This is a genomic window from Nocardia jinanensis (assembly GCF_014645735.1).
GTDB lineage: Bacteria > Actinomycetota > Actinomycetes > Mycobacteriales > Mycobacteriaceae > Nocardia > Nocardia jinanensis.
In genome coordinates this window covers 56,261-75,097 of record NZ_BMMH01000010.1, presented here as the reverse complement: position 1 = coordinate 75,097, position 18,837 = coordinate 56,261, and the positions used below count along the sequence as shown (strand labels likewise).

Annotated in this window: 19 protein-coding genes; 7 read left to right on the top strand and 12 right to left on the bottom strand. The window is 67.4% G+C overall.

The window, feature by feature from the left end; all coding sequences use genetic code 11:
- Positions 1-49: 49 nt before the first annotated feature.
- From IEY68_RS22390 to IEY68_RS22365, 6 genes are all read right to left on the bottom strand, one after another.
- Positions 50-427 (bottom strand): DUF5313 family protein, encoded by a 378-nt coding sequence (locus IEY68_RS22390; RefSeq protein WP_058854822.1) that lies wholly within the window; start codon positions 425-427, stop codon positions 50-52.
- A 9-nt stretch (positions 428-436) separates the two neighbouring features.
- Positions 437-1,363: a CopD family protein gene (locus tag IEY68_RS22385; RefSeq protein WP_063916347.1), complete on the bottom strand. Its 927-nt coding sequence runs from the start codon at positions 1,361-1,363 to the stop codon at positions 437-439.
- Positions 1,360-1,914, bottom strand: a complete 555-nt coding sequence (locus tag IEY68_RS22380; protein ID WP_058854821.1) for a copper resistance CopC family protein — start codon at positions 1,912-1,914, stop codon at positions 1,360-1,362. Before IEY68_RS22380 ends, IEY68_RS22385 begins: the two co-directional genes overlap by 4 nt.
- Entirely contained in the window at positions 1,911-2,564 is a 654-nt protein-coding gene (locus IEY68_RS22375; protein WP_058854820.1) for a YcnI family copper-binding membrane protein, read from the bottom strand. Before IEY68_RS22375 ends, IEY68_RS22380 begins: the two co-directional genes overlap by 4 nt.
- On the bottom strand, positions 2,525-3,154 hold the full coding sequence (locus tag IEY68_RS22370) for a hypothetical protein (RefSeq protein WP_156426167.1): 630 nt from the start codon (positions 3,152-3,154) through the stop codon (positions 2,525-2,527). The genes IEY68_RS22375 and IEY68_RS22370 overlap by 40 nt, the downstream gene beginning before the upstream one ends.
- A gap of 147 nt (positions 3,155-3,301) precedes the next feature.
- The gene (locus IEY68_RS22365; RefSeq protein WP_058854818.1) at positions 3,302-3,940 is read right to left on the bottom strand and encodes a DUF6474 family protein; all 639 of its coding nucleotides are present in this window, start codon (positions 3,938-3,940) and stop codon (positions 3,302-3,304) included.
- Between the two features lie 265 nt (positions 3,941-4,205).
- Here IEY68_RS22365 and IEY68_RS22360 point away from each other — a divergent pair, with 265 nt between their 5' ends.
- From IEY68_RS22360 to IEY68_RS22350, 3 genes are all read left to right on the top strand, one after another.
- Positions 4,206-5,894: a TM0106 family RecB-like putative nuclease gene (locus tag IEY68_RS22360; RefSeq protein ID WP_373293002.1), complete on the top strand. Its 1,689-nt coding sequence runs from the start codon at positions 4,206-4,208 to the stop codon at positions 5,892-5,894.
- A 15-nt stretch (positions 5,895-5,909) separates the two neighbouring features.
- Positions 5,910-7,868: a molecular chaperone HtpG gene (gene htpG, locus IEY68_RS22355; RefSeq protein WP_058854866.1), complete on the top strand. Its 1,959-nt coding sequence runs from the start codon at positions 5,910-5,912 to the stop codon at positions 7,866-7,868.
- A 76-nt stretch (positions 7,869-7,944) separates the two neighbouring features.
- Positions 7,945-8,763 (top strand): class I SAM-dependent methyltransferase, encoded by an 819-nt coding sequence (locus tag IEY68_RS22350; protein WP_058854817.1) that lies wholly within the window; start codon positions 7,945-7,947, stop codon positions 8,761-8,763.
- A 1,068-nt stretch (positions 8,764-9,831) separates the two neighbouring features.
- On the opposite strand, the gene IEY68_RS22345 is transcribed toward IEY68_RS22350, so the two are convergent.
- From IEY68_RS22345 to IEY68_RS22325, 5 genes are all read right to left on the bottom strand, one after another.
- A complete protein-coding gene (locus IEY68_RS22345) occupies positions 9,832-10,599 on the bottom strand; it encodes an SDR family NAD(P)-dependent oxidoreductase (protein ID WP_058854815.1) in 768 nt (255 codons plus the stop codon).
- 112 nt (positions 10,600-10,711) lie between these two features.
- Positions 10,712-11,452: a TMEM165/GDT1 family protein gene (locus tag IEY68_RS22340; protein ID WP_058854814.1), complete on the bottom strand. Its 741-nt coding sequence runs from the start codon at positions 11,450-11,452 to the stop codon at positions 10,712-10,714.
- Between the two features lie 541 nt (positions 11,453-11,993).
- Positions 11,994-12,521, bottom strand: a complete 528-nt coding sequence (locus IEY68_RS22335; RefSeq protein ID WP_058854813.1) for a hypothetical protein — start codon at positions 12,519-12,521, stop codon at positions 11,994-11,996.
- Positions 12,522-12,693: 172 nt separating this feature from the next.
- Positions 12,694-13,317 (bottom strand): superoxide dismutase, encoded by a 624-nt coding sequence (locus IEY68_RS22330; protein WP_058854865.1) that lies wholly within the window; start codon positions 13,315-13,317, stop codon positions 12,694-12,696.
- 303 nt (positions 13,318-13,620) lie between these two features.
- Positions 13,621-14,259 (bottom strand): hypothetical protein, encoded by a 639-nt coding sequence (locus IEY68_RS22325; protein ID WP_058854812.1) that lies wholly within the window; start codon positions 14,257-14,259, stop codon positions 13,621-13,623.
- Positions 14,260-14,749: 490 nt separating this feature from the next.
- Here IEY68_RS22325 and IEY68_RS36365 point away from each other — a divergent pair, with 490 nt between their 5' ends.
- The 4 genes from IEY68_RS36365 to IEY68_RS22305 all read left to right on the top strand — a co-directional run bounded on the left by IEY68_RS36365 (position 14,750) and on the right by IEY68_RS22305 (position 17,939).
- Complete coding sequence (locus IEY68_RS36365; RefSeq protein WP_058854811.1) at positions 14,750-15,112, top strand: rhodanese-like domain-containing protein; 363 nt, start codon at positions 14,750-14,752, stop codon at positions 15,110-15,112.
- An 81-nt stretch (positions 15,113-15,193) separates the two neighbouring features.
- Complete coding sequence (locus IEY68_RS22315; RefSeq protein WP_082681333.1) at positions 15,194-16,186, top strand: DUF4328 domain-containing protein; 993 nt, start codon at positions 15,194-15,196, stop codon at positions 16,184-16,186.
- Positions 16,183-16,968, top strand: a complete 786-nt coding sequence (locus IEY68_RS22310; RefSeq protein ID WP_058854809.1) for a glycerophosphodiester phosphodiesterase — start codon at positions 16,183-16,185, stop codon at positions 16,966-16,968. Before IEY68_RS22315 ends, IEY68_RS22310 begins: the two co-directional genes overlap by 4 nt.
- 50 nt (positions 16,969-17,018) lie before the next feature.
- Positions 17,019-17,939, top strand: coding sequence for a DUF5926 family protein (locus tag IEY68_RS22305; protein WP_058854808.1), 921 nt, complete (start codon positions 17,019-17,021; stop codon positions 17,937-17,939).
- A gap of 273 nt (positions 17,940-18,212) precedes the next feature.
- Here the strand turns inward: IEY68_RS22305 and IEY68_RS22300 are convergent, their stop codons facing one another.
- Complete coding sequence (locus IEY68_RS22300) at positions 18,213-18,764, bottom strand: ferritin (RefSeq protein ID WP_058854807.1); 552 nt, start codon at positions 18,762-18,764, stop codon at positions 18,213-18,215.
- Positions 18,765-18,837 lie beyond the last annotated feature (73 nt).

Below are 18,837 nucleotides of genomic sequence, written 5' to 3'. Positions count from 1 at the left end.
GGCTATGCCGGTGTGATATCTCTCACCAGGGGTAATTCGTCGCCCGGGTTCACGCGCGACCGTGCCGCTTCTCGTAGGCGGCGCGTTCGATCGCGGCGCGGCGTCGGACATCGGCGTCGGCCAGGGCCGGATCGAGCCCGTGTCCGACCAGCCGGTTGCGCCGGAAGACGTAGGTCAGCGCCACGGTGAAATAGATCAGCGGGAGCAGCAGCAGCGCCATCATCGATGCCCCCATCCACAGCGGTCCCGGTACCAAGAGGAACAGCAGCAGGACGAGCACGATCGGCACCAGCATCCGGACCAGATAGCGCCGGGTCGCCCCCGGTCCCGTGAGGTCGTTCAGTACCCAGTCCGAGTACTCGGTGGGCAGGGTCCGGCCGCAGATGTACCCGATCCGCTGAAGGAGATTCGGAGTCCGGGCAGGCATGAATCCAGCCTATCCGGTGACGGCGAGGGAGGCCGCCAGCCCGAAAACCACGGCCATCACCGACACTTCCAGCACCGCGCGACGTAGTGATGCCTCCGCGGAGATCCGGTGCGCGGCCGCCGCGACCACCCAGCTCCGGCGCCACCACCAGCCCAATAGCACCAGTGCCGCCAGCAGTAGCGATTTGGCCAGCATGATCCGCCCGTAACCGGTGGTGAAGAACGGTTCGACCCCGCCCAGGCGAACCAGACCGTTGATCACCCCGGTCAGCGCCACCGCCGCGATCATGGGCAGCGCGACCGCCGAGTACCTGGGCAGCGCGGCCGCCCAGCCGCGGCGACCACGGACCACCAGCCCCAGCGCCAGCAGCAGGCCCAGCCAGGTAGACGCCGCCAGGGCGTGCACCCCGGCCAGTACCGAACCGGCCAGCTGCTGCGACATATGGCCGGTAATCGGGCGCAGGGTCACGCTCACCGCCGCGAAGACGAGAACGAGATCGGGGGAACGCTGACCCGGCCGCCGGAAGGCGACGGCGGCATACACCGTGATCGCGGCCGTGGCGAGCAGGATGGCCAGGCCTATCTGGCCGGCGCTGATCCGCATCAGATAGGTGCCGAAATCGGCCGGACTCAGCGCCCGAACCCCCGAACCGACCACGTCACCGGCAGCGAAGGCCAGCGTCGCGAATTCGAGGCAACACCAGAGACCGGCCAGCACCGCCAGCATCCGCCAGGGCACCTCGATCCGGTCCGCCAGCCGGGGCAGGATCGTCAGCCCCAGCACGGCAGCGCCCGCGATATCGGCGCCGAACCGCACCGCCGCGGCCGCCGGGACACCGCCGAGCGCCCAGGCCAGCAGCACCCCGAGCAGGCCCGTCGGTATCACGAGTCCGAGCGCGATCCGTTCGTCGGTTCCGCTCGGGACGCCGTTTCTCACCGCTGGTTCTTACCCTTGCCCAGGTTCGAGCCGAACAGCGCGAACGCGAGACCGCCACCGAACAGCACGATCGCCCCCACGATGTACACCCACACCGGGATACCGTCGCCCGAACCGCCGTTCCCGCCCTGTGCGTTCGCCGCCGGGCCCGGAGTGCCGTTACCGGCCCTGCTCAGCGTGAAACCACGCTCACCGTCGACGACGTGGCCGTCTGCCGAGGTGACGCGGTAGGCCATCCGGTATCGGCCGGCCGGGCCGAGTTCACCGACCGCGACACTGAGCGTGCGGCCGTCGACGATCGGCTCGCCCTTGGACCAGAGGTTCCCGTCCGGGCCCACCACGGTCATGGCCGGGAAGTTCGGCTGCAGGGGTTCGTTGAAGGTGATGGTGGCGCGCTGTGGCCCCACCTCGACGGTCGCGCCGTCGGCAGGGTCGCTGCTCACCACCGCGGAATGCGCGGCTGCCGGTCCGGCCGCCGCGCCGAGGGTCACCATGAGGAGGGTGGCGACGAGCGCGAAGCGCCGGCCCCACCGGGTCGTCCCACGGATCATCGCCGGCTCCGGACTACGGCGCCGACTCCCGCGCCCAGGGCCAGCGCACCGAGTGCCAGCCCCAGACCACCGAGCCAGCGGGCTGTGGTGTCACCGCCGTTGTCGGCGGGGGCCGCGGACGCTTCGTCGCCGTGCGTACCGTGAGCGGCTTCCGCACCGGTCAGTGTGACCACGGGCGCGGGATGTTCGACCGAATCGTGATCGCCGGTTTCGTTCCAGCGCACGACGGTGCCGTCGCTGTAGGTCTGTTCGGCCGGGAAAGCGACCGAATCGGATTCCGGGAACGGTCCGAGCGAGACCGCGAAACGCTGGAACTCGCCCGGACGGATGCCGGTGCTTCCCGGATTCGCGGTCCACGTGACAGCGGTGACCTGGTCTTTGCCGTTGCGATCGATCTTCGCGGTCCAGCCGGGCACCGGTTCGGTACGGGCGGTGGAGAATTCCGGCACGGTGATCCGCACCGAGGTGGTGGCGGCGTTATCCGATTCGGTCGGCACGCTGAAGGTGGCGACAGCGCCGTGCCCGGGTTCGGCATCCGGTGCGGAAACACTCACGTGCGCGGCGGCGGTACCGGCTCCGGCCAATACGAAACCGGCGGCGCAGGTCGCGGTCAGACCCCGGCGCAGGACGGGGGAGATCCCGTGGGACATGTGTTGGAAGCTTTCTCTCCGAGGGGAACAGGGGTGTCGGGGGTGGGGCGCGCGGGCGGGGCGCGCGGACCCGACGATCCGTTCGGAGAGTGGTGGGCCGCGAGCGCGCCGGTCGTGGCGACGCGGACCCGAGGTGCGGCCGGTACGAGGCGCGGCGGTTCGAGTAGCGCTCGGACAACCGTGGACGCCGATCGGTAGAGCCGCTCGGCCGCGGTGATGGCCAGCGCGCAGACCGCGACGGCGACCAGATGGGCGGCGGTCATCGTTCCCGACGACAGCACGTCCGCCGTTGTATCACCGATGGTGTCGTGATGGCCGGTGAGCCCGGTCAGCGCCCAGTGCCCGGCGAACTGGCCGGTCGCGAGGAGGGCCAGGATGCTCCGGCCCGGTGCTGCCCACCGACCGGTATCGCCGATGATCGACCCGGCGGCAGCCCCGGTCACCAGCGCTGTGAGCAGCAGCAGCGCCGCTCCGGCGGAGGTGGGGTATCCGCCGCCCGCGGCGCCGTGCGCGGCAACGGCCAGCGCTCCGGTCGTCGTTCCCATCACGCAGCCCCGCAGTAGCGCGGGAGTCGAGTACGTGCTGGGCATCGCGAGCTTTCGGATTCGCCGACCTGACCGGGCCCGGCTGGTCGGGGAGTGGGCAGGGCAGAGTCAATAGTCGCCGACCGGGCCGCGGCCCGCGCACCCGGGCCGGGTATCCGGCGAGGCAGCGGGCCGATCGGTGCCGGGTCGCGGTCAGGCGACGCCGAGGCGGGCGAGTACGTCCGCTTCGATCCGGGACAGTTCCGTGGTGATGGAGGCGTACACCGCGCGCCGCCGGGCGGCGGGCATCTGGTCGGCGGTGCGTACGGCCGCGGTGAGGGCGTCGAGCCGGTTCCGGGTGCCGGTGACGAACTGCTGGGTGTCCTTGCCGTTCTTCCCGTCCGCGATCTTGCCCAGCGCGGCCTCGGTGTTGCCGATACGGGCCTGCAGCCGGCCACCGTGCCCGGCATAGTCGCCGAGCCGATCCACCCCGACACCGAGCTGTTTTGCCCGCCGGGCGTCGAGCTGTCCGCGCAGATAGGTCGCGCCGCGGTAGGCCAGCGGGGCGAGCACCGGAACCAGCACCCGCGCCACCCCGATGTACTTCTTGATCTGGCCGGGGCCGAACGGATCCCGCTCGGCCCGCGCGGCGGCTTTCAGCGCTGCCTTCTCCTCGGCCTGCAGCGTGGCGACCTGGGCTTTGGCGACCTTCTGCTGGGAACGGGCATCCGCGCGTTGCCGTTTCCGATCGTTCTTCGCGCCGAGTTTGGCCTCCATGGCGGCCTTGTGTTTGAGAGCCTTGGCCTCGGCCCGCCGACTCGGCCGCCGTTTGCGCTTGGTGAACAACCCCATCGAAGGCCCTCCGTAATGCTGGTTCGCTACGGCGATACGACACGGAAAACCGCACCGTCCACCCGTGTCACACGGTTCGCCGACACCCTATCGGGTTCGCGCCCGAACCGGCGAGAGACTCTGCCCGCATCGGTGCGGCGACGCTGTCCCCGGATGCTCGATTGGGTGGACTGTCGGGGTCAGGGACCATACTGCTTGCGTGCAACCGGGCAGTGTCGACAGCGAAGACCCCTCCGACGCCGAGAGCGAGCGGCGGGAGTCTCCCGTGCCCTCCGGGCGGATAACCGCCGGTGCGGGCCGGACGGCGTTCCTCGACGCCCGGGGCCTGATCGGTTGCCGCCATCGGCTCGGGCTGGATGCCGCGCATCCCGATCAGCTCGCCGAGGTACGCGAGGACACCGGGGTCCAGCAGCGGCGTGAATCGGCGCAGGCCCATCGCGAACGGGTGCGCGAAACCCTCGTCGCCGCCGACCCCGGCAGCTGGGTGGTCATCGACCCGTCGCTGCCCGCGAGCGCCCGCGCCGCCGCCACTCTGCGTGCTTGTGCGGCGGGCGCCGCCCGGATCTGGGGCGGGCTGCTCCCGCAGGAGCCCGATACCGGCCGCCGCGGTGGTGCCGAGATCCTGCTGCGTGATGTACGGAACGGCGGTTATATCCCGGTCATCGTCGTCAATCACAAAGTGACCGATCCGCGCCGCCCCGAACCGGCCGAATTCCATCCGCTGACCTCCGATCTGTTCGATTGGCACCCAGTCCCCGATCGCGCCCGCAAACTCCGCCAGCAACCGCGTGACCAGCAGCGGCTGGCCCATGTGTACCGGATGCTGGAACGTCACGGACTGGCGCCGGCCACCGCGATCGGCGGGGTCGTCGGGTTCCATTTCGACCGGATCCTCGTCCACGATCTGACCACCGTTCTCCCCGACTACGACAGCCGTTTCGCCGACCGGATCGCGGTGGTTCGCGGACAGGTGGAAACCGTTCCGTCGAAGGTTCCCGAATGCCGTCAGTGCATCTGGTGGACCCGGGGCGCGGAAGGCGGCTGCCAGGCCTGGTTGAACACCCACCGTGATGTGAGCGTGGTGGCGCCGGGTTCGCGCGCCGAGGTGCTGCGCGGGCACGGGGTAACGACCATCGACGAACTGGCCGCCTGGTCGGGCCCCGAACCCGAGGACTGGCAGCACGGCCCGTTCGAGGAAACCGTGGTCACCGCACGGGCTTGGCTGGTCCAGGCGCCGCTGGTACGCCGGTTCGACCGGGTCTGGGTGCGCCGGGCCGATGTCGAGGTGGACGTCGATCTGGAGAGCTATCAGGAGGACGGCGCCTACCTGTGGGGCACCCTGCTCGACGGGCGGTACCGGGCCTTCGTCACCTGGGATCCGCTGCCCACCGAGGACGAGGGCCGCTCCTTCGGCGAATTCTGGACCTGGTTGATGGAGATCAGGGCGCAGGCTCTGACAGCCGGGAAGACCTTCGCCGCCTATTGCTATTCGCGCAGTGCCGAGGACAAATGGCTCTACGAGTCGGCGCGGCGCTTCGCCGGGCGCCCCGGAGTACCGACCGAAAAGCAGGTCACCGAGTTCGTCGATTCGATCCAGTGGGTCGATATGTTCCAGGCGGTCACCGATCAGTTCATCTGCCCGAGCGGTAAGGGGCTCAAGAAGATCGCACCCGTGGCGGGTTTCGCCTGGCGCGATTCCGAGGCCGGGGGCGAGGCCTCGATGAGTTGGTACCGGCGGGCGGTCGGTTACGACGCCGAATCGGACCTCACCCAGCGCACGCGGCTGCTGGAGTACAACGAGGACGATGTCCGGGCCACCGCTGTGCTGCGCGAATGGATGAATCCGCGGATCCCCCAGGAGCACAGCGCCGAGCGTGAGGTTCCCGCGCTGAGCGATTTCGCGGCGGCGCCCGGAACACCGCCCGACCTGTGGACGAGTCCCGCACAGGCTTGATTACCATTGGCGATCGTGACTGAGCACGTCGAACAACTCGAGTTCCAGGCCGAAACCCATCAGCTGCTCGAGCTGATGATCCACTCGGTCTACTCCAACAAAGACACGTTCCTGCGCGAGCTGATCTCGAACGCCTCCGACGCGCTGGACAAGCTGCGGCTGGAGTCCTACCGGGATAAGGATCTACATGTCGACACCGATGACCTGCACATCGAGCTGGAGGTCGACGGAGCCGCACGGATCCTCACCGTCCGGGACAACGGCGTCGGCATGTCGCGTGCCGAGGTGGTGGACCTGATCGGAACCCTCGCCAAATCCGGAACCGCCGAGGTACGCCGGAAGCTGAACGAGTCGAAGTCCGAGGCCGCGACCGAGGAACTGATCGGCCAGTTCGGTATCGGCTTCTACTCGACCTTCATGGTCGCCGACAAGGTGGTGCTCACCAGCCGCCGGGCGGGCGAGACCACCGGGACCCGCTGGGAGTCGGCTGCCGGATCGGGCACCTACACCATCGAAACCCTCGACGAGGCCCCACAGGGCACCGCCGTGACATTGCACCTGAAGCCGGCGGATCCCGACGACCATCTCTTCGACTACACCCAGGAGCACAAGCTCCGCGAAATCGTGAAGAAGTACTCCGACTTCATCGCCTGGCCGATCCGGATGCAGGTCGAGCGCACGGTTACCGAGGGGGAAGGTGAGGAGAAGGAGGAGAAGACCGTCGTCGAGGAGCAGACGCTCAACTCGATGAAGGCCCTCTGGACCCGTCCGCGCAGCGAGGTATCCGATGAGGAGTACCTGGAGTTCTACAAGCACGTCAGCCACGCCTGGGACGAACCGCTCGAGATCATCCCGCTCAAGGCCGAGGGGACCTTCGAGTATCAGGCGCTGCTGTTCCTGCCCTCGCAGGCGCCGTTCGATCTGTTCACCCGCGAGCACAAGCGCGGTGTCCAGCTCTACGTGAAGCGCGTGTTCATCATGGACAACTGCGAAGAGCTGATGCCGGAGTATCTGCGCTTCGTCAAGGGTGTGGTGGACGCGCAGGACCTCTCGCTGAACGTCTCCCGCGAGATCCTGCAGCAGGATCGCCAGATCCAGATGATCCGCAAACGTCTGGTCAAGAAGGTTCTCAGCAGCGTCAAGGATCTGCAGCGTGCCGAGGACCAGGCGAAATACCGCACCTTCTGGCAGGAATTCGGCCGGGTTCTCAAGGAGGGCCTGCTCTCCGATTTCGACAACCGGGAAACCATCCTGGAGGTCTCGTCCTTCTCCTCCACCCATTCCGATACCGAGGCGACCACGCTGGCGCAGTACGTGGAGCGGATGCCCGAAGGCCAGGACGCGATCTACTACATGACCGGCGAATCCCGGGATCAGGTGGAGCGGTCGCCGCATCTGGAGGCATTCCGCGCCAAGGGCCGCGAGGTCCTGATCCTCATCGATCCGGTCGACGAGATGTGGGTCGGTTCGGTCACGGAGTTCGACGGCAAACCGTTCCAGTCGATCGCCAAAGGAGAGGTCGATCTGGAAACCGAGGAGGAGAAGAAGGAATCCGAGGCTCTGCGCGAACAGCAGGACAAGGATTTCGGCGAGGTGCTGACCTGGCTGGGGAAAACCCTGGAGGACAGCGTCAAAGAGGTCCGGCTCAGCGCGCGGCTGACCAGCTCTCCGGTATGCCTGGTGGGTGATGTCTTCGATATGACCCCGATGCTGGAGCGGATGTACCGGGCCTCGGGCCAGGAACTGCCGCAGTTCAAGCGCATTCTGGAGCTCAATCCGACTCATCCGCTGGTGACCGGTCTGCGCGATGCCTACGACACCCGCAAGGACGATGCCGACGCGGGCAAGGTCCCCGAGCTCACCGAAACGGCCGAACTCCTGTACGGCACGGCGGTTCTGGCCGAAGGTGGCGAACTGAAGGATCCGGCCAAATTCGCACAGATCCTCGCCGACCGCCTGACACGTACCCTCTGATCGGGACGGAGGCCGCGGTACGTCCGCGGCCTCCGTTCGTCTATCAGCGGCGAACCGAAGAGAACGGATACCGCTCGTGCCCGACAACCCGCTCGCCGCCGTGGACCCATGGGATCTGGTGGCCGAGGATTACGCCGGTTCCACGATCTCGGTGATGCGGCCGTTCGCGGTCCGGGCGTTGGAACTGGCCGGGCTCGCGGACCGACCGGTGCCGCCGCGGGTCGTCGATATCGCGGCGGGGCCGGGCACGCTGAGCCTGCCGGCCGCCGAATTCGCGGAACGGGTGGAGGCACTCGATTTCTCCGGGCCGATGATCGCGCAGTTGGAGAGCGCGGTGCGGGCGGCCGGGCTCGGGAATGTGGCGGCCCGGGTCGGCGACGGCCAGGCGCTGCCGTTTGCCGACGCCGAGTTCGATGCCGGATTCTCCATGTTCGGGCTGATGTTCTTCCCGGATCGGCCACGCGGGTTCGCCGAACTGTTCCGGGTGTTGCGGCCCGGTGGGGTCGCGGTGGTATCGAGCTGGGCGTCGCTCGAGCGGTCCACCTGGATGCAGATCTCGTGGCGTGCACTGGGCTCCGCCGATCCGGATATCCGGACACCGGCGCCGAACCCGGAGAGTTTGGAAAACCCCGAGGTGTTCGAGCGGGAAATGCGCGCGGCGGGATTCGAACAGGTGTCTGTCGTGCCACACACTGTGGAGATGGTCTTCGCCGACGCCGACGAACTGCTGGCCCGGCTCACTCGCGGTATCGCCCCACTGGAGTTGATGCGGCGCGCTGTCGGTGAGCGGGCGATGGCCGATCGCATCGAAGCCATGCGTTCCTACCTGACCGAGCACTACCGTCCGGGCAGCCCGCTGACCACCACCGCCTATCTCGGGGTCGGCCACAAGTAACGCCTTTCGCACAATCGATCCCGCGCATTCGCGAGCTGTACGGAGCGGGTCGCCGCCGGGTTCGATCGCTCGGATGCGTTGTGTGCCTGGTGATCCGACCGTTGGGCGTTCGGATTTCTCCAGGGGGCCGTTTACCTGCGGTTTGTAAACCGTCAGGGGGTATGAACGATAGATCGTCCGGAATGCGCGAATCGTGTTCCGGACAGGAGATCGATCATGTCGACCACTACCGTGCCGCGCCGCGGAGTGCGCAACTCATCGCTTCGGATCGCGTTGCTGGGCGCGCTGATATTCGCCCCCGTCGTGGCGGCGACGCCCGCGTCGGCGGAGCCGGGCGAGGTGCCGATCACGACGCGCCCCGCCCCCGCGGTCCCCGGGGCCGGTCGACCGGAACCGGCAGCACCGGCCACTCCACTGCCCGGGGCCCCCGATGTCACGCAACCGAGCGCCCCTGGTACCACCGCGCCGAGCGCCCCTGTAACGACTGCGCCGAGTGTTCCTGTAACGACAGTGCCGAGTGTTCCCGGAACGACAGTGCCGGGCACGCCACCGGAAGCGCCCGTACCACCCATCTCGTGTCCGGGCGGCGTGGTGCCCCACGGCGCGAATTGTCCCGCGCCGCAACCGCAGGATCCGTTCGGCCCCGACGGCTATGACGATTTCGGTTACGACTGCGCCGGTTTCGATCGATTCGGTTTCGATCGATTCGGTTACGACCGCGCCGGTTTCGATCGATTCGGTTACGACCGGCTTGGACGCGACCGGTTCGGAATCGATCGGTGGGGCTACGACCACGCCGGTTTCGACCGCTCGGGCCGTGACCGCGCCGGTTTCGATCGCGCCGGTTTCGATCGCGATGGATACACACGTGCGGGATGCAGTGCCGATGGTAAGGACCGGCCGTGGGCGGACCGCGCGGTCTGCGATGTATGGAGGGCGCGTCCGGCGACAGGCAGCGCCGGATGATCCGGGCGTGGTGCTGTCAGGCCACGCCCGGCCCCCGCAATACGAACGCCCGCCGTCCCGGCTTTCGGCCGGGCGGCGGGCGTCGTACGAAGGAGTGGCGGACTACCGCGGCGCCATACGCAGGGCGCCGTCCATGCGGATGGTCTCGCCGTTGAGGTAGTCGTGCTCGACGATGTATTGCGAGAGCTGCGCGTACTCGTCGGGCCGGCCCAAGCGGGACGGGAACGGCACACCGGCCTCGAGGCCCTGGCGGTATTCCTCGGTGACACCGGCCAGCATCGGGGTGTCGATGATGCCGGGGGCGATGGTGTTGACGCGGATACCGAACTGCGCGAGGTCACGCGCGGCCGGAACGGTCATGCCGTGCACGCCGCCCTTGGAGGCCGAGTACGCGATCTGGCCGATCTGGCCTTCGAACGCCGCCACCGAAGCGGTGTTGATGACGACGCCGCGCTGGCCGGCTTCGTCCACCGCGTCGGTCTTGGCGATGGCGTCGGCGGCCAGGCGCATCACGTTGAAGGTGCCGAGCAGGTTCACGGTGATCACCGTGCGGAACAGCTCCAGATCGTGCGGGCCGTTCTTGGACAGGATGCGTCCGGCCCAGCCGACACCGGCGCAGTTGACCACGATACGCAGCGGCGTGCCCGATTCGACCACCTTGGCGACAGCGGCGGCGACGTCTTCGTGGCTGGTGACATCGGCGGCGAGCAGGGTGACCCCGTCGGGCACGTTATCGCCGGCGCGCTCGATCGACTGCGGTACGTCGAGCCCGAAGACAGTGGCGCCCAGATCGGCGAAACGCTTGGCGGTGGCGGCGCCCAGACCGGACGCGCCCCCGGTGACGATGGCGGCGGAACCCGAAATCTCCACGATGGTCCTCTCGTTCGTGACAAGCCAGTTGGCCTAACGTCAATTGCACCCTAACCGGTGCGTATGGAGAGGGTTGTGGACGGTCCCCTTGCGCTGAGCGGCCAAATGATACTCAGTAAAGGTCCTCGGCCCGCTGCCCCGGGAACTCGGTGGCAGCGGCCCCGGTAGAGGGCCGATTCGCCGCCGCTCGGCGGGTCCGCAGCAGCCAGAGCGTGAGAGCTGCCATAGCCGGTACGAATAGGGCGATACCGGCCGCACCGGCGAGTCCCAGGGCGGGAATCGCGGTATCGATGCCGGTGAGCGTGCCGATGAAGAGGAACAGCAATCCGGAACCGAAGCCGATGGCGCGTTCGGGCAGGTGCTTGCCCACCAGGATGCCCACTCCGATGGCCAGGGCGTCGGCCGCGACCATCCCGATCGTCGAGCCCAGCCATACCGCCGCCCAGTTGTTGTCGGTGGCCAGGGCCGCGGTGGCGAACATGGTGCGATCGCCGAGTTCGGCCAGTAGGAACGCGGAGAGTACGACGAAGAAAGGCGCTGTGGTGGCGAACCGCGATGGTGCTGGTTCCTCGTCTTCCTCTTCATCGGTGACCAGTTCGCGCAGGGTCCACAGGCCGACGGCGAGGAAGGTGAGCGATGCCACCGCGGCGATGGCCGTGGTCGGCAGGGCCGATCCGAGGAAATGGCCGATCGCGACCGAGATGACATGTACCGCGGCGGTGGCTGTGGCGATTCCGCCCAGCACCACCCACCAGCGATAGCGCAGGGCGAACGTCAGGGCCATGAGCTGGGACTTATCGCCCAATTCGGCCAGGAAAACGATGCCGATGGCGAGCCCGATGGTGGCGATCATCCGACGAGTGCTCCCGATCCTCCGGTTCGCCGGCCGGACGGGTTCGCCTCCGGCCGACAACGAAATTGCTGTTCGGCCGAAGGTCTCGCCCACCGGTAGGACCGGTTCACGCGACCGGACCCACCGATGAGCGGCGGGTCAGTATGTCGACCGCGTGATTGGGGGCTACTCCCCTTCGCTGCTGGCAACTTTACCGCAGCGCGCGGTGAGCGGCAACAATCATGGTGCGAAAAACGTTTCAGGCCAGTAAGTTTGGGTCCGCTGCCATAAGATTCAGGTTACCCTTAATGCTCGTCATCGGTGCGCCGGAACGAACTGTTGGCATCGATCCCGCAAACAATATGGGAGTAGGAAACCACCGCTTGGGACACCCGGTGCCCGGAGTGCCCGGCGGATCGGGTCGGCGGACGTGACGAATTCGTCACGCCGGGCCGGGACGATGATCGGATAGCCGGAAATGACAGGCTTCGATCGTTCGGCGGATGGTCTCCGAGCGATGAGACAGATCCCCGGCGGGCCTACCCACCGCCCGGCGCCGGTATCAGGCTGCCAGCAGCATGGCCAGTACAGCGGTATCCGGGTCGCTGATCGGATCGAGTCCTACCCGGCTCACCAGCGAGGTGACGGTACCGTCCGCTTCCGCCTCGGCCCAGGCCGCACGATGTTCGAGCCCCAGATGCGGGATCCCCGGCAGCAGCACGCAGCCGGAGGCGGCGCCGGTGCACTCCGGCAGGGAGGGGTTGGTCTCGGCGGGCGGGTGGAGCATGAACAGGGCAGGCGGGATGTGCTCGGCGAATCGGCCGGGCCGCACACCGTCCTCGCCGAGTACCGGGCCCTCGGCTATCACCAGGCCGACCGTATCGGGCTCCGGCTCGTCGGGCAGTTCCTCGCGCACCCCGAAAACGGTGGAGGTGGTCAGCAGGCCGGGCATGGACGCGACCCGCACGGCCAGCACCAGCATCTGTGACCATTCCTTGGTGGTATCGGGCCAGCGCCCGGAGATGACGAACCCGCGCAGCGTGCCACCGGCATGAAACGGTGTGACGCCGATCGGACTGTTGCTGCGCATGATGCCTCCCGTGCGTTACCGGGGGCGGCTTTGCCCGTCCTCGAACTGTTGTGAAAGACGAGGATCGCGCACAAGTCATCTGGCACACAAGTACCAGAGAGTGCCAATTCGGGCAGAAAAGACGAAAGACCCGCGGAAACGGGTCCGCGGGTCGTTCGTAGCGTTCGATCGCTCAGCCGAAGATAAGGCCCTTCGCCTGGCTGGTCGCCTTGGCGAAACGCTCCTGAACGTCGGCCCAGTTGACCACGTTCCAGAACGCCTTCACATAGTCGGCCTTGACGTTCTTGTACTGCAGGTAGAAGGCGTGCTCCCACATATCGACCTGCAGCAGCGGAATGATGCCGAGCGGCACATTGGCCTGCTGGTCGTAGAGCTGGAAGGTCAGCAGTTTCTGGCCCAGGGTGTCGTAACCGAGCACCGCCCAGCCCGAGCCCTGCAGGCCGTTGGCGGCAGCGGTGAACTGCGCCCGGAACTTGTCGAAGGAGCCGAACTGATCGTCGATGGCGGCGGCCAGTTCACCGGTCGGCTTGTCGCCGCCGTTGGGGGAGAGGTTCTTCCACCAGATGGAGTGGTTGACATGGCCACCGAGGTGGAAGGCGAGGTTCTTCTCGTTCAAGAAGATGGCGCCGTGATCACCGGCTTCGCGCGCGGCTTCGAGCTTCTCCAGCGCGGTGTTCACCCCGGCCACGTAGGCGGCGTGGTGCTTCGAGTGGTGAATCTCGTTGATCTGCCCGGAGATATGCGGCTCCAGGGCGCCGTAGTCGTAATCCAGATCTGGCAGCGTGTACTCAGCCACGAATGTCCCTTCCTTGTCGGGTCGAGTGCGTCCTGTGCGGGATGCTCCCGACCATTCGTACACCCGATCGGTCCAACTCGCCCCGACGCCCCACCATTCCACATCGGGCAGAAACCGACCATCCGAGATCGAACCGGCGCCCGTGCCGGGTCCGCTTCGATCGGGCTCTGACCGGGCGGGTGTCCGATTTTCACACCATTGCCCAACCGTGCGCCCCGTCAACTGTTACCCCGCCGCCACCGCGGTGGTATCCGGCCGACACTCGGGCACGAATACCACCGGGACGCGTTCCGGCGCGGACCGCTACAGCGGCGGTGCGATATTGGGGTGGGTGGCCCGCGGGTCGCCCTTGGCGTGTGCGCGCCACCAGCGTGCGGATCCGGAGACAAGCTCCGGGAGCGGGATGACCCTACCCCCGGTGGTCTGCGCGGTGACCGTGTCGAACCAGACCCGGATATCGAGTTCCCGGGGATCGACGCCCTCCTCCTGGGAGAACTCCAGCACGTGCCGGGCGATCCTGGTGTCGATGGTGGTATCGAAACTGAGCAGCTCGCTCCACAGCGCCCAACCGCTGTCGTCCAGGTCGACGAACTCCCACCCGTGCAGACGGCTACCGCCGAAACTCGCGACGGCGGCGGGTAGTCCCGGCAGTTCCAGCGGCAGGATTCGCGGTTCCAGATCATCCCACCGCTGTATCCGCAATGATGCGGCAATCCTGGTGACCCCCTGGAAGACCAGCCGCACCCGCCTGCAACCGGTGCCCGCTTCCGGTGTTTCTTCCGATATGCCGGATATTTGCTCCGGCAAGCTCAGGACCTCGAGATCGAGTTCCAGTCGTTTGGCCTCGGAATCGACTTCCAATGCCAGACATCCGGCCTCCGACAGCGCCTTGTCGAGGCCGGCCGCGTCCAATCCGTCGAGTAACCCCCTGGTCGATGTCATGGCGCCAGATTACCGAGGTCAGTGCCCAGATCATGGGATTTTGCCGATTTCCGATCCGGTGGAACCGATCCGGGATGTCCCGCGTCCAAGTTCATATCGGGTCACGCAACGGCGCGTGACCCGATCGAGAGGCCGGACGGCCGCTCCGGGATTTTTGGAGGGGAGTACCGGATCGGCCGTACGGTAACACCATTACCGCAGGTCAGGCCTCTTGCGAGTGAGTGCCTGGGACAATCGTGCGCTGAATGATAGCTGATACCAGCGGGTTACGTAGTGGGTTATGCGTATAACTCATCAAAGATCACCGGCATCGCCATCGCATCGGGCATCTCCGCGGCGCGTGGCCCCGCCCGGCGAATCCGCCGCATCGTCCGGCGTGTCGGCATCGGCGGCTCCGAGCCCGTGGGGCCCGCACCGGGAGTTCGCGCCCGATCGCGCGCTCCCACGAGAGCCGGGCCGCCGCCCAGGCGGTTATGGCAGGATCAATGAGGTGACGAGCTTCGGAGTCCCGTCGGTACCGGTCGAGGCCGTACCCACTGAATTCGACCATCCGCCCGGGGAGGCGGCTGCCGCCGTCCTGCTCGATGTACGCGAAGACGACGAATGGCAGCTCGGCCACGCACCCGGCGCGGTGCATATTCCGCTCGCCGATGTGCCCGCCCGCTACGGCGAACTGGATCCCGACGCCGAGCTCTTTGTGGTGTGCCGGCAGGGCGGCCGTTCGCTCGAGGCCGTGAAGTTCCTCGCGAATGTGGGTTATGAAGCGGTGAACGTGGTAGGCGGAATGGTGGCCTGGCAACAGACCGGCCGTCCACTGACCGCCGAGGGTGACGAGCCCGCGAAGATCTACTGACGAAAAGCGAGGTGCGCGGTGAGTACGGTGGTGCAGCCATGTGCCCGCTGCGGTACACGCTGGGCGGTGCAGGGTCCGCCGATGCACTGGTGCCCGCGTTGCCGCGGCGTACTGCTCTCGCCGGGGCCGATCGACGCCCCGCCCGAACGCCGCAACTACCGCTGGGTCGCGCGCCGACCCGGCCGGCTCGATCGATCCGCCCGTACCTCGGAGGGCGGTCGCCGCGCCGCCGGGACGCCGCGGTACTCGGAGATCCCGCGCTGGGGTCTGCGGGATCGACCCGTTCCGGATCACGAATCGGACGGGCACCGGGCCCGCCCGCTGAGCGCGCTGACCCGCTGGACTCATGCCGCCCTCTTAGCCACCGCGGTCCTCTTCGCGGTATCCGCACTCGCCGAAGCGGGCCGCTACCTGATCCTGTTGCGCAACCGCACTCGCCTCATCGAACCGCCGCTGCTGTGGTTCTCCGACGCGCTGGTGAACACCGCGGCGCTGTTCGCGCTGATCATGGCTCTCGTTGCCGCGTTCGCCACTCTCGGATGGCTGATCGAAGCGAGGCGGGTCACCTTCGCCGCGGCGGGCGGTAGCGACCCCCGGTCGCCGCGCATGCTCGCACTGGGCTGTCTGATCCCGGTGATCAACCTGATCTGGCCCGGGGTATTCCTCACCGAGGTGGTGTCCGGCCACGCCGATCCCCGCGCCCGCACCGCCGTCCGCATCTGGTGGGCGGCCTGGGTGTTCGGCGGCATGGTCACCGTGGCGGCGCTGTACTGGCGGACTGCGGATTCGCTGCAGGCGAAGGCCGACGGTGTGCTCTTCACCGCATTCACCGATGTGGCCGCGGCCGGCGTCGCGGTGCTGACCCTCTGGGTCGTGCGCACGATCGAGGGTCGGGACCTGCGCGGTCGTAACCGGCTGGCCCGGCGCTGGGTGGTCGCCGTCGACCCGGCGACGCCGTTGATCGAACCGGTGCATCCGGGACCGACCGCTACGGTGAGCACCGCGGCGGACGCCGACGGCGCCGATTCCCCCGACGGCGCCGACCGAGCACCACAGGAGGTTGTGGCCAAGTGAGCGAGGGCAGTGACGAGTCGGTCCAGAACGGCCGTGCGCCGTTCGTGGTCGCGCACCGGGGCGCGTCGGCGGCGCGTCCCGAGCACACCCTGGCGGCCTACGAACTAGCTTTGGAAGAGGGCGCCGACGGGGTGGAATGCGATGTCCGGCTCACCAGGGACGGCCATCTGGTGTGTGTCCACGACCGGACGGTGGATCGTACGTCGTCCGGCAGCGGTCTGGTCAGCGAACTGACGCTGGCCGAGTTGAAGGATCTGGATTTCGGTGACGGCGCCCCGTCCGGTGTCCTCACCCTGAGTGAATTGATCGGCCTCGTATTGGACTGGCGCAGCCGTCCGACCAAACTGTTCATCGAAACCAAACATCCCGTCCGGTACGGCTCCCTGGTGGAGAGCAAGGTGCTGGCCGAACTACAGCGTTTCGGGATCGCCACGCCGGCCTCGGCGGCCCATTCCCGTGCGGTGGTGATGTCTTTCGCCGCCACCGCGGTCTGGCGGATCCGCCGGGCCGCACCCCTGCTGCCCACGGTGCTCCTGGGCGAATCATCGCGCTATCTGGGTGGCGGCGCGGCCACGACGGTCGGGGCGACCGCTGTCGGCCCTTCGGTGAAAACGCTGCGTGAGCATCCTGATCTGGTCGACAAGGCGGCGGCCGCCGGCCGGGCGACCTATTGCTGGACGGTCGACGAACCCGACGATATGCAGTTGTGCGCGGATCTCGGCGTGAGCTGGGTGGCGACCAATCATCCGGGCCGCGCGAAAGCGGTGCTGGCCAACAGCTGAACGTGTGGCCTGCGGCTGATCCGGTGGTGTGCCGTGTAGTTTGACCAGCCGTGGGTAAGAGCAAACGCAATAGTCCGAAACCCGGCGGCAACCGGGCTCAGCGTCTGGCCGAACGCCGCGCGGCGCTGCAGGAGGCCGAGCAGACGGTCGCCCGGCCCTTCCAGGGTCTGGCTTCCGAATGCGATCTGGTCGCACTGCGGGAGTTCGTGCCGTCGGCGACCGCCGAGCTGAAGCTGGCCGAGGGTGTCGCCGCCGAACGGACCGTGGTGCTGGCAACCGTTCTGCCCGGCGCGGTTTCCGCACTGGTACGTGCGGGTGATTCACCCACCGGGTACGTCGGTGTGCAGGTGCAGGCGCCGAGTTCGGATCCGGCCGCGGATATAGCCGCGTCCATCCTGTGGACCCAGTCGGCCGATCCGGGCGATTCGCTGGCCGTGGCGCACGCCGCGCCCGGCGGTCCCACCCTCGCCGATGTGCTGGTGACCGACGCCCCGCTCGAGCTGACAGTCCACCAGGATTTCGACTGGTGGGTTCCCGAAGGGGTACAGCCGGATCCGCAGATCGCGGCGACCATCGAGCAGGCGAAACAGGCCATCATGCCTTCGGATCGGCTGGATCTCGGAAAAGACAGCATCGGGGCCGCTTGGTGGGTCGATGCCGGGGACAAGGCGCATCTGCGCTGGGTACGTCCCGAGTCCGAGGACGATCTGATGCTGGCGCTCGCCCGGCTGCACGCCGCCGGCGGGCTGAACCTGGGGGAGGGGTCGCGTTTCGCGGGATCCTTCCGCACCCATGGGCTGCTGGTTCCGGTGTTCGATCTCGACCCGGACCGGCATGTGAGCGAATGGGCTTCCCCGGCAGCGGAATTCGGGGACAGGCTGGCCGAAGCGCTTGCCGTGGAAACCCCCCTGACCCCGGAACAGCGGCGCTCCCGGGACGGCCTCCGGTCGCGGCAGGTCACCCTCCGCTGAATAAACCGGAATATTTTTAGAAAAACTCTTCTTTCCGACGGCGATCTCGGCTAGGTTTCAGAGGTCGCCGTTTCTGGAACCCCCCGGCGACACACACGTCAGCCGACACAACGACCCGGCGCCGGCTGACGTAACGGAGCATCGGCCGCCCGACCTCGGCGCAGTGGGCCGGGACGGCCGATGCTCCAATCAATCATCACCCGGGACCGACGTCATCCCGCCTGGTTTCGTGTTCACGGAACTCATCGGCGGGTGGACGCGGGCCGTTACCGATCAGACATGGCCTCCGGCGGCCGACGGCGCACCCGAAACCTTCGAGGGGTCATCGCTCATCTCCCGGGCGATGAACTCCTCGAGATCGAACAGGTTCGAACCCGCCCGGTCGGCGACGGTGAGCAGAGTGGTCATCTTCGCGACTTCCTCCACCTGCTCCTTGAGGAACCACTGCATGAACTGCTCGCCCAGATAGTCGCCCTCTTCGCGGGCGGTGCTGGCCAGCTGGACGATCTGATCGGTGACCGTCTTCTCCTGATCGAGTGCCATGGCGATCGGCTCGCGGGCGTGCTCGAAATGCGACTTCGCCGCATCGATGCCCGTGAGATCGACGCTGATGTCCCGATCCAGGAAGTACTGGACGATCATCATCGCGTGATTGCGTTCCTCTACGGCCTGCGCGTAGAAACGCTTCGCGAGCTGCGGAAGGTCGGCATTGTCGTACCACACCGCGATGGCGATGTACTGGTGCTCGGCGTTGAACTCGTGCCGAATTTGATCGTGCAGCAATCCGTGGAATTTGCTGCGGGGGCTCTCCGGATGATTGGACATGCCTTGACATTAACGCTGAAAAGTGGCGCTGTCATGCAAGTGCAACCTTATTGAGGATAGTGTTGCCTTATCG

Bases quoted from the DNA above. Each gene is read 5' to 3' on its own strand.
- IEY68_RS22390 (WP_058854822.1), bottom strand. From the start codon at position 427: ATGCCTGCCCGGACTCCGAATCTCCTTCAGCGGATCGGGTACATCTGC.
- IEY68_RS22380 (WP_058854821.1), bottom strand. From the start codon at position 1,914: ATGATCCGTGGGACGACCCGGTGGGGCCGGCGCTTCGCGCTCGTCGCC.
- IEY68_RS22375 (WP_058854820.1), bottom strand. From the start codon at position 2,564: ATGTCCCACGGGATCTCCCCCGTCCTGCGCCGGGGTCTGACCGCGACC.
- IEY68_RS22370 (WP_156426167.1), bottom strand. From the start codon at position 3,154: ATGCCCAGCACGTACTCGACTCCCGCGCTACTGCGGGGCTGCGTGATG.
- IEY68_RS22365 (WP_058854818.1), bottom strand. From the start codon at position 3,940: ATGGGGTTGTTCACCAAGCGCAAACGGCGGCCGAGTCGGCGGGCCGAG.
- IEY68_RS22340 (WP_058854814.1), bottom strand. From the start codon at position 11,452: ATGATCGCCACCATCGGGCTCGCCATCGGCATCGTTTTCCTGGCCGAA.
- IEY68_RS22335 (WP_058854813.1), bottom strand. From the start codon at position 12,521: ATGCGCAGCAACAGTCCGATCGGCGTCACACCGTTTCATGCCGGTGGC.
- IEY68_RS22325 (WP_058854812.1), bottom strand. From the start codon at position 14,259: ATGACATCGACCAGGGGGTTACTCGACGGATTGGACGCGGCCGGCCTC.
- IEY68_RS22315 (WP_082681333.1), top strand. From the start codon at position 15,194: ATGCACTGGTGCCCGCGTTGCCGCGGCGTACTGCTCTCGCCGGGGCCG.
- IEY68_RS22300 (WP_058854807.1), bottom strand. From the start codon at position 18,764: ATGTCCAATCATCCGGAGAGCCCCCGCAGCAAATTCCACGGATTGCTG.